This window comes from Variimorphobacter saccharofermentans, assembly GCF_014174405.1.
In the GTDB taxonomy this organism is placed as follows: Bacteria; Bacillota; Clostridia; order Lachnospirales; family Lachnospiraceae; genus Mobilitalea; species Mobilitalea saccharofermentans.
Map to the genome: position 1 here is coordinate 3,336,872 of NZ_JACEGA010000001.1, position 12,936 is coordinate 3,349,807.

Below are 12,936 nucleotides of genomic sequence, written 5' to 3' on the forward strand. Positions count from 1 at the left end.
GTCAGTTACCTACCTTTCTAAGTACATTCTGTATCAGCTTATTCGTACCAATCATCAGAAGGAACAGGATTACGGCGATTGCAGATGCATAACCCATTTCATAACGAATGGAACCATAGTCCAAAAGGTGGGTAACGATCGTGGTACCTGCATAATTTACACTGGGATTACCGGCTAACTGTATGGAGATATCCGAGACGGCAAAGGCTTGTGTAATCTGCATTACAGCACCGAACATCAGTTGAGGCTTCATGGATGGCAAAGTAATATACCATAATTCCTGCCAGCGGTTCTTAATACCATCCACTGCCGCCGCTTCATATAAGGTCTTGTCAACCGTCTGGAGACCGGCGATAAAGGTTAAGAAGCCGGTTCCAAGACTCAGCCACAGCTGTACGATAATCAGCATGGGAAGCACGTATTTCTCCGTTTTCATCCAGATGACTGCACTTTGTATGAAATCCCATTTCAACAGAAGACCATTCAAATATCCAAAGCGATCTCCCTTCAGAATTAGATTCCATACGATGTATGCATTACCCGATATGGATGGAGCATAGAAGATTAACGTCAAAAATGCTCTTGTCTTCCCCTTGAATTCGTTGATAATCCACGCAAATACCAGACACATAAAATAGCTGATAGGTCCTGTTATAACCGCAAAAACCAACGTGTTTTTCAATGCTATTTTGAATATATCATCGTTTAAAAACAATCTGATATAATTCTCCCAGAATATAAATTTCGGAGGCTCCAATACATTGAAGTTGGTAAAGCTCAGTGCTGTAGATGTAAGCACTGGTAACACTGTAAAGAAGAAAAATAGAATAAAGTATGGTGCAAGCATGACATAAGATGCTTTATTTCGTTTTATTCTATTGCCCAGCGACCATTCACTGCCTTGATTTGATTTGTTCTGCATCTTTTTCATCTGACCTCTCCCTTAATTCTTCTGGCTGCCGGAGGATGCCTCCTCTGCGGTTGGCAGACCAAACTCCTCTCTTTTAAACGTAATCTCCTCGTTGATATATCGCACATAATCAGTGAGTGCTTCCCGCGGCTGCATCTTATTCTTGTCCTCTGCAACAACCACCTTATAAAAGGCATTATTAACATTACGCCAGGAATAATAGCCTCCTGGAACCTGAGGAATGCCTTTCACCCATTTAATTTGCTCTTGTAAAGCCTGATAGTCATCAGAAGGCCATGGCAGATTGTTAAAGGCTTCAATATTTGCCGTGGGATAACGAGCAGCCGCACCCATTAATGCCTCCATCTCACGCCCGTATTGTGTCTGAGTCTCCGTAGATACCCACCATTTCATGAACTCCCAGGCAGCTTCCTTTTGATCAGTCTGACTCATCATAACCGTCGCTGTACCAGTACTGGACACACTATGATCCACGGTACCATCTTCCTTTACCGTACCAGGAACCATGGAGAAGCCCCATAAGCCCTTAATATCAGGTGCAGATACCTGAAGCTGATTATAAAGTGTATAATCTGCAATAATAATGGGTGATTCTGCATTACGCAGACGCTGATCCACTGCTACCTCCCGCTCCAGCCTATAATCTGTATAGTACTCGCAATATTCCTTAAAGGTGCGGATTGCAACATCACTATCCAGTGCGGATTTGGTAGCATCTTCGTTATAGTAGGTGCCGCCATTCTGATATAACAGCATCGTAAATACTTGATCATTTGTCGGAAGCATGCCCAAATCCATCTGATTTTTAAACAATACAGACAATGCCACCTTCATCTCATCCCATGTAGTCGGAACTTTAATTCCAAGCTCACTCAGGATGTCCTTGCGATAGAACATCATAGGGAAGGACTCTGTCTCTGGGAGTGCAAAAGTATGACCATCGAATTCGTAGGGAACCATAGCGCTTTCACGGAATAATTTCTTTACCTCGGGCAAATCTTCAAATTCCGTAAGGTCAACGACTGCATCACGTAAACCGTAATTCATCGGAAGGTCATTCGCCACTTGAACTGCCACATTGTTTTGATAGGTGATATTGGTAACCTGTACCGCCACATCCGGCCCCTGTCCAGATAATGTAGCCTGCAACAAGGTATTCATGTCCACCAGCTGGATTTTTACTCCGATATTGGTCTCCGGCGTAAAGCTTTCATTCGCTAAGGCTCTTAACACATTTGCCTGATCACGTCCGGTTCCGATCCATACCGTAATTTCTTTTGATTCCTCCCCTTCTGTCTCTGTTGCTACCGTATTGTAATCTATTACAAAGGAATAGAATAAACTCTTAACCATATGTACAAACCGGTCGAGCAGGGAGTCATTCATCTTCGGTACATCCGTATTGGGTGAATGAATATAGATGGTATCCAGAGCCAGTGGCTGTTCCAAAGCTTGTGTAACCCAGGTTCCTACCGCACTGACATCCATCTTGAAGCCAGCCAGCTGCTTAGTGAAACGCTCAACATCCGCAATCAGCTCATCCGAGGTCTGGACCATAGCGGTAAGAACCGCTTCACGATTGCTTCCCTTACCTGCGACCTTGGATAACCGCTCTATTGCATTTTCAAGATTGTCCCTGACAACCTTAAGTTCATCAGCCAATCCAGGCAAGCTTCTTTCCAGATTATAATCACGGTATTTGTCCGGTTCCACACCGGTGATACGAATCACTTTGCTGTAGATATTGTTTAAGTCTCTTACGGCATCCTGTACATCGCTAATGATATCCGAAAACTCTCCGAGAACCACTTCCATTCTCAGCGTATGTTTACCAGCTTCAAGATAAAAACGATATTCCTCCCCTTCTTCACTTTTCAGGGTTTTCATATGCCAATCGTTCTCGTATCGAAATCCATAATCACTCATCTCCTCAAAGGGTACCTGACCATCAATGGTTATTTTCCTGGAAGTATAGATACCTCTCACGAAGTTCTGACGAGCATGCATGGTTATGTAATAGTAGCCGGTTTCCTCAACCTCAAAATCCCATTCAAGCCATTGTCCTACGATTCGCCAATTACTATTGCTGCCGATGGTGTTATTCTTTAACAGCTTCGCACTGTAAGGATATACTGCAGGTGAGGATTTATCCTGTGAGGGATATAACATCTGGGATGATTTACGATCCGCTTCTTCAGCATGGATAGTGATCAGCTGATCTGTCGTATCCTTTGCTCCCTTTGCATCAAGTGCTGCCTTTACCTCACTGTATTTCTTCACATCATCTGTATTATTTAGAATTATTTTTCGAAGAAGCATGGGCTCTCTTCGTGAATAGATGGTTATGGTATGTGTTCCAGCAGTAAAATAAACGGAAAGTCTTCTGGTTTCATAACCCTCGCTATCATATAAATAGCTTGTGATCCATTCCGGAGCTTCCACCTGCTTTGGTTTCAAATCATTACCGTTTTTATCCGTTTGCCATTCATCAACTGCATTTACCCAAATTCTTGAAAACTCAATCATGCTTAACTGCTCATACGGAAGTACTCCGTCAATGAAAAATCCTCTTTGTATGGAAGCACTTTTCCCTTCTACTGGATAATAAAGAAGAGAAATATCATAAAACCCCTCTTCCTTAATCGTAACCTCATATTCAATTAACCCCTGCTCGTCTGTATATACAGAGGTTCCCTCCATACCCTCATAGTCTACATATTCTTTTACTTCCATGTCTTCCGTACGGACATAATCCTTTGCTTCAATTACATATTCCGCATCCGGCTTTTTTGCTTCATCATATAGGGACAGATACTCATGATAGTCCAAACCATCCATACTGATCCCACTTAACAATGCCTTATATTCATCAAGAGAAGTATCTGTTTTTGCACTAACCGTATACTTACTCATAACAACATTGCTCCAACCAAGCGCAATAATAAGTACTATTGCAATTAGTCGTTTTCCTTGCCTAATCCCCTTCATGCTGTTTCCCTTTCCTCTCTACATAGTGCATTAATGTGCATTTAATAATGCATTTAAATATCCCATGTGTGCATTGTAGCACAGAGTTTCCAGAAATACAATATTAAAATTTGTGATTTTTATTAATTATAAGCGAATAGTTTTAATTATTATAGGTAAAATACCAATAATTCAATAATTAAACTAAATCGCATTTACCATGCGTTATTTTATCATATATGGGTATAAAATGTAGAAATAACGCATATTCAATGCAATCATTTTAAGCAAAAAAAATAGAGCATCAAAAAGACGCAGATAATTTTTGTCCTTTGACACTCTGATCAATTATATTTCCTTATATTGCTATTTACTATGCGAATCCTATTTCATATTTTTATTGGAAGAATTACGGAATATTACCTCCACTCCCACAAATATCACTTCCATCGGGAATTGAGGATTTTGAATTCTCCATATTAGCTGTTGAACCAGTCTCTTACCAAGTCTCTGATTTCCGACACGAACTGTAGTCAGAAAAGGTTCCACCTGTGCCATGCTCTCAACATTATCATATCCTGTAACAGCCACATCCTGAGGTACGGACAAGCCTCTCGCTTTAAGACATCTGATTACATCCAACGCAATGTCATCATTTGCACATACAATTGCTTCCGGCATAGTCGGAAAGTTACTCAACGCAAATTCCACTTCTTCCGTCTTATAGAACTTATGCTCTGGATGATAATTGGCAATAATCGATTCATCCACCTTTATTCCTGCGTAGTGTAATGCACTTATATATCCTGCATACCGATCACAAATCGTCTTACAATAGGTCGCATCTCCGATAAAACCAATCCGTTTCATTCCCTGATCAATCAGACTATTCGTAATCTTCCTGACACTATTATAACCTTCGCAGACAATTACATCACCGTATTCAGAAAAGCATTCAAGATTACTTGGACCATCAAGAAATACTATTGGTATATTGCGCTTAACAATCTCTTTGACATATTCATGGGAAAAGACGCTAAGTATAATAATACCGTCCACATCTGCTTGTAAATCCAGAGGCATGGTAAGACTGCTTTCATCCTGCTCACTGATAAAATTAAACTGAAGCTTACATCCATATTTATTTAACTCATCGGAAATACCCATAATAATACTATTCCAAAAAACAGATATCTCTCTTCTGGTCAATACAACAATAGTTTTTGTCTCATCCACTTTATTTCTTAATTTGAATTCATTGAGTACCACTGGGGACAGCTTGGAATAGCCCATCTCATATGCTTTTTCAATAACTACATACCGAGTCTCATAGGAAACAGTATCCGAGTTATTCAAAGCTTTTGCAACGGTATTCCTGGACAGGTTCAGCTCCTTTGCCACGTCCTGGATTGTTACCTTCTTCATTGACGTTCATCTCCTCCCATCATTACATATGTCAGATATACAGCAAGACAGAGCATATTCTTTAACCGTTACATCCGATTCATGCAGAATCTGTACATTATGTAGGTATTTGTAAAGTCTTGCACCAAATGTAATATAATCGAAGTCTACTATATTTTCGTGCATTTTTCAAGTAAATATTTGTGTTGTGACCTTACAACAATCTCAGAGCAAAATCCACAAATTGTACAGAAAATGCATGGTTTATGCATAAATACAGGAAAATATATTACATAATCCACTTTATTTTTGTCGTTTTAATAGTTCTAAATTCTTACGAATCAAGTCACATCTTTGCTGTACACATTCGACGGAGCGAAGTGGATCCTCCGGTGTATTAAAGGTATAATCCATCAGTTTATCAATCGTTGTTGCTGCAACGTGTAATCTTGTATCAGAGGATGCGTAGTATATGTATACCTCCCCGTTTTGCTTCGCAATTGCACCATTGGTAAATACCACATTGGATACATCACCCACTCGTTCATTTCCCATCGGTGCGATATAAAAACCGGAGGGTTCTGCAATCACCTTGGCTGGATCATTTAGATCCGTAGCAAATACATAAATTACATAGCGTAGTCCTGCTGCTGTATTGCGCACACCATGGGCAATGTGAATCCAGCCGTACTCTGTCTTAATCGGGACAGCACCTGCTCCGTTCTTCGCTTCCGTTATGGTATGATACTTTCTTCTGCTTGTAATGATTTCCTCATTGATTACGGCATTGGTTATATCCTCACAGAAGCCTACCCCTATGCCACCACCGGAGCCTGTCTCTATAAATCCATCCATCGGTCTGGTATAAAACATATATTTTCCGTTCACAAATTCAGGGTGTAAGACAACGTTTCTCTGCTGAGGAGATTGTAAGGTTTTTAAATTATTCAGTCTTTCCCAGGTCTTCAGATCCTTGGTACGAACGATGCCCGCTTCCGCAACTGCAGCAGATAAGTCCGCAGAGGTAGTATCCTTACTTTCTGAGCAAAATACCCCATATATATATCCATCTTCATGCTTTGTCAAACGCATATCATATACATTGGTCTCTTCCTTACAGGTATCGGGAAGCTCCACTGGATAATCCCAGAAACGGAAACCATCGACGGGACTATCACTTTCTGCTACTCCAAAAAATGATTTTCTATCATTTCCCTCAATTCTTGCTACCAGATAATATTTCCCGTTTAATTCAATTGCGCCGGAATTAAACACAGCATTTACCCCTAATCGTTCCATAAAATAAGGATTGGTAGCCTCGTTCAAATCATATTTCCAGAATAGAGGAATATGCTCTCTTGTCAGTACCGGATGGACATATCGGTCGTACAGACCGTTATATTCGGTGCTCTTTTCATTCTTTCGACGAATCAATCTCTCATACTTTTCTAATTCTACATAATAATTAGGGTGCATAACATATCTCCTTTATCACTTATAATTTTCTTCTTTAAAACGCCACATTCCGGTTCATTACTTCAAAGCACATTCTTCCATTATGATATGGGCATTTCCAGGGCCCAACAATTTCTTTACTCTTAATCGGCTGCCCGTCCTTCTTAAGCTCATTAAACCACTCCGAGCCTTCCCTGTGATCTATCATATAATTTTTAATATAATCCCATATCTTTCCCGCCGTAATGAGGTATTCTGTCCTGGAGGAATCCTTCTGGTATCCGTTAATAAAACCAAGAATGGCTTCAGCCTGAACCCACCACACCTTTTTCGTGTCTACCTTTCCTGCCTCACATTCATTATAAAGAGACGCCTCATCCATAGCGACTTCATGAATATGCGCTGCCAGTTCCCTGGTGATCGGAGTAATTCTCTCCATATAATTCGGGTCTCCCAGAATCTCCACTCCCCTGTCAATCAGCCAGGAGGCTTCAATATCATGTCCATAGGAGTTCAGATCGATTAACGAATTCATTTGGCGATCGAAGAATACTTCCAATCTCCTTTTCGCTGGGTTGTATACCTTGTCGGCAAAAAAGTCAAGCATCCAGAACATGCTCTTAGCAATCTCCGGGTTCTTGTCCACACGATAAAGCTCAGTATATGCTTCATAGACGTGCAGCAATGTATTCATAGTACGACTTGCCATTACACCATTTTCTGATAGTTTTTCATTTGATGCCGGTTGGAAGCTTCGGTCAAAGGCTTCCAGGTATCCTAAATCATCCCGGCATTTATTTTCGACGATATCCACCATATCGTAAGCCAGCTGTAACGCTTCCCTATTCTTAGATGCATCATAATAAGAGGCAAGCGCATAGATTGCAAAGGCTTGATTATAGGTATGTTTGGTATCATCCTTCGCTTTCCCGTCATAGGTCACCGACCAGTAAATCCCTCCATATTCCTTATCATAGAAAGCATTCTTTAAGAATTCATAGGAGTGTGTGGCGTAATCCAGACACTCCTTCTCCTTCAATGTCAAATAAGCATTTGAGAAAAACCAAAGAATTCGGCTATTAAGAATGCCACCTTTATCGGCATGCTTGTACAGCTTTAAGCTATAGTCCATCTCCCCGTAGTAACCGCCCTGCTCTTCATCCTTAAATCCCTTCCAAAAAGGAATAATATGATTGGTTAGTTCCTGTTTAATTTCATCAATTCTCATAATAACCTCCCCTACGAAACGTATGATATGATCATTTCCACATTGCCATTAATCTGATAAGAACCATATCCATGAGGCAAAATTAAATGATCCCCTTTTTTAATTGAAATACCATCCAGCTCTCCACTGCCATTAATTACAGACATATTTAAAAATTTCTTATCCTGAAGGAATTCCTGCTCTCCGTATACCTTTACCCTTTGAACCGTATAGAAGGAACATTGGATTAGTTCCTCCACCTCGGCTGTAGCATATTTGATTACTTCTCCCTTAACTTTCACATCCTTATGAGGGCAATTTATGACATCAATACTTTTATCAATATGCAGTTCTCTTGGCTTTCCGTTATCGAGACGGTCATAATCATAAAGTCGGTAGGTAATATCACTACTCTGCTGTGTCTCAAGAATTAAGGTTCCTTTTTTGATTGCATGTACTGTACCGGGTACGATCTGAAAGAAATCCCCTTTCTTTATTGGCTGCAACCGTATTAGCTCCTGCCATCTCTTTTGGTCAATCATCTCTTTTAGTTCTTCCTTATTCCTGGCATTATGTCCTATGACGATTTCACCATCCGGATCACAATCAAGAATATACCAGCACTCTGTCTTCCCTAAGGAATGGTTCTCATTTTTTGCCGCATAGTCATCATCGGGATGAACCTGGATACTCAAATCCGCCTTTGCATCAATAATCTTAATAAGTAACGGGAAGACCTCACCTTCTGCATAGCCGAATAACTCCCGATGATTTTCCCATAGCCAGCTTAAGGTTTTCCCCTTGTATTCCCCACTTTTCACAGTACAATCTCCGTTTTTATGAGCACTGATCGCCCAGCATTCACCGGTATGGTCATTCGGTATCTGGTATCCAAAATCCGACTCCAGTTTGTTACCTCCCCATATCATCGATTTAAATACCGGTTCCATAAATAATAATTTCTTCATCGCAGTCTCTCTTTCTTCTCTCTCTATATTTTCCATAATAAATTATCCCTGCCATTATCTTAATAAATATGGTTTATGTATAAAAATAATATTAAGTTAACGATAACTTAATATTATTTTATGTTATCCATATTTATTTGTCAATCCATACATCCTATTTTGTATTCAGTACTATCTTAGGTCGAGGGTGCAGCCGCCGAATCCCGAATCACCATGCGACCACTGATAATCTGTCTTCCACACTCCCCGGAAGGATTTTTCATTCGATTGATAATAGAATTCACTGCTGCTTCCGACATAGCCTCTACGTTTACCTCCACCGTTGTGATTGTCGGATTACTCATGGTAGCATAGATATAATTATCATATCCTACTACGGAAATATCCTCCGGTACCCGATAGCCGTATTTCTTAAGCAGGAGAATTAAACGATACGCCGTTTCATCACAATTACATACAAAAGCAGTAGGCATTTCATGGGGAAGATATATCTCTCCGATATTACCCTTGCTGTCCCGATCTCGAATAACCCATTCCTCGCGAAATTCCAGTCTGTTTTGAATTATCGCTTTATAATACCCAATATAACGATCCATAATACTGGTGGTAGCATTTATAGTTCCTACAAAACCAATTTCCTTATGTCCTAGCGATATTAAATAGCTTGTCAGCTCATAGGCTCCATAGAAATTATCACTGACGATTGTATCCACATTAAAATGGTCATCATTAAAGTCCAGAAGAATATAAGGCTTCTTGGAAGCATCAATCCGTTCGATATATGCTTTATTCATTTGCCCCAGAATAATAATGCCATCTACTTTATTATTGAGTATTACATTCGGCAGTTTGCCTCCCTCTTCCGCTTCCTCCGTAATAATCTCCAGGATTGCGAAGTAATTCAAAGCCATTAAGTCCTTAACTATGGTTTGAGACATCTTGGAATAAAATGCGCTGTCATGCATAAATTGCTCTGCAACCAGGATACCAACAATATTATTAACCCCAACATTCGAGACATTGCCATATTGATTACAATGGTAGCCCATTTCATTAGCCTTCTGCTTTATCATCTCTCTGACAGAATCACTCACTCCTTCCTTATTAGCGAGTGCCTTAGAGACAGTTACCGTACTAACTCCTAATTCCTTGGCAACATCCTTCATCGTTACTTTCTTTTTCATTTCATATCCCCTCGTATAATATTTTTCGATACTAATTTGTACCTTGATAATTCTATATAAATTTACCAAATAAGCTTTATCATAATATATAGAAAAGTATATCAATTTGTCTCTTATATTTCAATAAATAAGGAGACGAAAACTACTACACTATGACTAATTCTATATTATAAAACAGCTTATACCGTATATTTGTCAGAAAGGGTACCAAATCGGAGGATTGAAACATTTTATTCTTAGCTGTGTTGTAACTATTATACATTTCAAAGGCTGTATCACATTCATTTCGTTTGATTGTGATACAGCCCTTTTGAAATCATCCTTATGAAATTATCGCAATAATCTCAACCTCACACAACACATCTTTAGGTAGCTTCTGTGCTGCCACACAGGATCTTGCCGGCTTTCCAGTAAAGTACTTTGCATATACTTCATTAAATGCAGCAAAATCATCCATATTTTTCAAGAAACAGGTTGTCTTAATTACATTCTCAAAGCCGATTCCTGCAGCCTCCAGTATTGCAGAGATATTTTTCATAACCTGTGTTGCCTGCTGCGTTATATCTCCCTCAACGATTTGACCATCCTCCGGATTGATCGGGATTTGTCCCGATGCAAACATCATATTGCCATGAATAAGTGCCTGAGAATACGGTCCGATTGCTGCAGGAGCTTTATCTGTCTGAATCACTCGAAACATAACTTCCTCCATTCTTCCGCCATCTGCGAACCAGAATTTTTCTTATTATTATACCATTTATTTTCCAGAAGACAATGATAACTTCATAAATGATTTCATCATAATTTATCCTTTATTCATCCAAATCCTTCCATATATCCCTGGGAAAATATGTACCATGGACATCTTAATCCTTGCCCTTGTACTGAAATACCTTCCTTTCCTAATTTCATCATATGTCCTGCGAATTTTCTCTCTCAATTCCATTCTCTTAGGCACCAAATCCTTGCAATGTTTCTGATACAGGCAATAATTACTCACCAGATGGTAGAAATACCGGTAAAGGGTATAGCGATACAGATCCGGCATAGCGATATCCGTAAAGAAAACCAGTCTCTCTTCATATGCCTGAATAATATCAATTTTATTCGGAGAGTAGGCACTCCTTGTAATACTTTCTCCGGATATACAGTAATAATAAAGCGGCTCCCTGGTGACAGCAATTCTGTTTGATTCATAGAACAGCTTATGGATAACTGCTTCATCTTCATGAAGTCTGCCCACTGGAAACCGTATATTTCGAAATATATGCTTATGATACAGCTTACTCCAGACAACCACCGAACATACATAATTCTCATTGAACAGATTATAAAGCATCTCCTTATTGCTATAAATTTTAATCTCCTCATATGAGTTATCAATCATCTTAGGTTTCCCCTTTGTATCTGTTACTTTCGCAAACCCACACTGTGCAATCTGTGCATTATATTTTTTACACAGCATATATAGCTTCTCAATATAGGTATTATGAATAAAGTCATCACTGTCAACAAACGCAATATACTCCCCTGTTGCTAGTTCAACTCCAATATTTCTAACCTCCGATATTCCGCCATTTCTTTTATGTACCACCTTAATTCTCTGGTCCAGACTCCTGTAATGTTCACAAATCTGCCCACAACGATCCGGAGAACCATCCTCAATCAGAATAATCTCCAGATTCCGGTAAGTCTGATCAAGAATGGATTCTATACATCGGCTAAGAAGCTTTTCTGTCTTGTATATACCTACTATCACGCTGATTTTTGTGTCCACTCTTGTTCCACCTGCCCTTGATTTTCTTAAATAAGTACCATGCTTCTATTATGGCCAGTAAAAGCAAGCTTAACCTATACCTGAGTAGAATGACAAGCAGACGATACCTTCTGGTCAACCCGGAAGTTAATGTTATTGCTTCCTGCAGCTGTCTATTATGACATACCTCATTCAATTTTTTTAGTTTATCTGTGATGGATATGTTTTCTACGCTAACCAAACGGCTCAAATAGATTATAGTGTATTCCAGGAAGCGTTTGTGGATCATCCTATCATCCCATCGATTGTCCGCATTATATTTCTTACAGAACTGGTACAACCTCTCATATTTATATACACAAATTGCAAAGAAATCGTCTTGATACTGATTTCTGGTAAGGGAATTATTCTGGTTCTGTCGATAATAATAGTAGCATTGTGGAATGCATGAGACAGTTTGGCAATTCTCCAGATAGTCGAGGTTGAAGATCATATCTTCTCCTAAGCTTATGTTCTGATGAAAAAGCTTCCGAATTAAATCTCTTCGGTATAGCTTATTCCATATGGATGCAAACAGACACCAGGATCGGCAATGAAGGATAAACCGGCATATATCCGCTCCACCTGACAGATATGAATCATCACAATAATGCAAAATGGAACAGGTATCAAGAACCTTGGTATAGCCACAGATAACCAGATCCACATCCTCCTCCGTTATCTTATGATACATGGCAGAAAGCATGCCGGGTTCCACATAATCATCACTGTCCACAAAGGCAATGTATTCTCCCCTTGCTGCCTCTATTCCACAGTTTCTCGCTGATGACACCCCTCCATTTTGCTTGTGAAACACTCTGATCCGCTGGTCAAGTGCTGCATATTCATCGCAAATCGATCCGCTGGAATCCGTCGATCCATCATTAATCAGAATAATCTCAATATCCTGATAGGTCTGTCGAAGCAGACTGTTAATGCATAATCTAAGATATCTCTCTGTATTGTAGACAGGTACAATAACACTTATCATATTTCCTCAATTCCGCCAAAATGGCTACTTATCT

10 protein-coding genes are annotated in these 12,936 nt (G+C 39.6%); all 10 read right to left on the minus strand.

Annotated features, from left to right (window positions below):
* Position 1: 1 nt before the first annotated feature.
* Positions 2-931, minus strand: a complete 930-nt coding sequence (locus H0486_RS14445; RefSeq protein ID WP_228353662.1) for a carbohydrate ABC transporter permease — start codon at positions 929-931, stop codon at positions 2-4.
* Between the two features lie 12 nt (positions 932-943).
* Positions 944-3,919 carry an extracellular solute-binding protein gene (locus tag H0486_RS14450; RefSeq protein WP_228353663.1) on the minus strand — a complete coding sequence of 992 codons (2,976 nt, stop codon included), beginning with the start codon at positions 3,917-3,919 and terminating at the stop codon, positions 944-946.
* Positions 3,920-4,282: 363 nt separating this feature from the next.
* Positions 4,283-5,323 carry a LacI family DNA-binding transcriptional regulator gene (locus tag H0486_RS14455; protein ID WP_228353664.1) on the minus strand — a complete coding sequence of 347 codons (1,041 nt, stop codon included), beginning with the start codon at positions 5,321-5,323 and terminating at the stop codon, positions 4,283-4,285.
* A 282-nt stretch (positions 5,324-5,605) separates the two neighbouring features.
* On the minus strand, positions 5,606-6,778 hold the full coding sequence (locus H0486_RS14460) for a glycoside hydrolase family 130 protein (RefSeq protein WP_228353665.1): 1,173 nt from the start codon (positions 6,776-6,778) through the stop codon (positions 5,606-5,608).
* Between the two features lie 34 nt (positions 6,779-6,812).
* The gene (locus tag H0486_RS14465; RefSeq protein ID WP_228353666.1) at positions 6,813-7,985 is read right to left on the minus strand and encodes an AGE family epimerase/isomerase; all 1,173 of its coding nucleotides are present in this window, start codon (positions 7,983-7,985) and stop codon (positions 6,813-6,815) included.
* Between the two features lie 11 nt (positions 7,986-7,996).
* Positions 7,997-8,932 (minus strand): mannose-6-phosphate isomerase, class I, encoded by a 936-nt coding sequence (gene manA, locus H0486_RS14470; RefSeq protein WP_228354447.1) that lies wholly within the window; start codon positions 8,930-8,932, stop codon positions 7,997-7,999.
* A 176-nt stretch (positions 8,933-9,108) separates the two neighbouring features.
* Positions 9,109-10,116: a LacI family DNA-binding transcriptional regulator gene (locus H0486_RS14475; RefSeq protein ID WP_228353667.1), complete on the minus strand. Its 1,008-nt coding sequence runs from the start codon at positions 10,114-10,116 to the stop codon at positions 9,109-9,111.
* A gap of 322 nt (positions 10,117-10,438) precedes the next feature.
* Positions 10,439-10,816, minus strand: a complete 378-nt coding sequence (locus tag H0486_RS14480) for a RidA family protein (protein WP_228353668.1) — start codon at positions 10,814-10,816, stop codon at positions 10,439-10,441.
* Between the two features lie 105 nt (positions 10,817-10,921).
* Positions 10,922-11,893, minus strand: coding sequence for a glycosyltransferase family 2 protein (locus H0486_RS14485; RefSeq protein ID WP_228353669.1), 972 nt, complete (start codon positions 11,891-11,893; stop codon positions 10,922-10,924).
* Positions 11,838-12,902 (minus strand): glycosyltransferase family 2 protein, encoded by a 1,065-nt coding sequence (locus tag H0486_RS14490; protein WP_228353670.1) that lies wholly within the window; start codon positions 12,900-12,902, stop codon positions 11,838-11,840. Before H0486_RS14490 ends, H0486_RS14485 begins: the two co-directional genes overlap by 56 nt.
* Positions 12,903-12,936: the final 34 nt, after the last annotated feature.

Bases quoted from the DNA above. Each gene is read 5' to 3' on its own strand.
- H0486_RS14445 (WP_228353662.1), bottom strand. From the start codon at position 931: ATGAAAAAGATGCAGAACAAATCAAATCAAGGCAGTGAATGGTCGCTG.
- H0486_RS14450 (WP_228353663.1), bottom strand. From the start codon at position 3,919: ATGAAGGGGATTAGGCAAGGAAAACGACTAATTGCAATAGTACTTATT.
- H0486_RS14455 (WP_228353664.1), bottom strand. From the start codon at position 5,323: ATGAAGAAGGTAACAATCCAGGACGTGGCAAAGGAGCTGAACCTGTCC.
- H0486_RS14460 (WP_228353665.1), bottom strand. From the start codon at position 6,778: ATGCACCCTAATTATTATGTAGAATTAGAAAAGTATGAGAGATTGATT.
- H0486_RS14465 (WP_228353666.1), bottom strand. From the start codon at position 7,985: ATGAGAATTGATGAAATTAAACAGGAACTAACCAATCATATTATTCCT.
- manA (WP_228354447.1), bottom strand. From the start codon at position 8,932: ATGAAGAAATTATTATTTATGGAACCGGTATTTAAATCGATGATATGG.
- H0486_RS14475 (WP_228353667.1), bottom strand. From the start codon at position 10,116: ATGAAAAAGAAAGTAACGATGAAGGATGTTGCCAAGGAATTAGGAGTT.
- H0486_RS14480 (WP_228353668.1), bottom strand. From the start codon at position 10,816: ATGTTTCGAGTGATTCAGACAGATAAAGCTCCTGCAGCAATCGGACCG.
- H0486_RS14490 (WP_228353670.1), bottom strand. From the start codon at position 12,902: ATGATAAGTGTTATTGTACCTGTCTACAATACAGAGAGATATCTTAGA.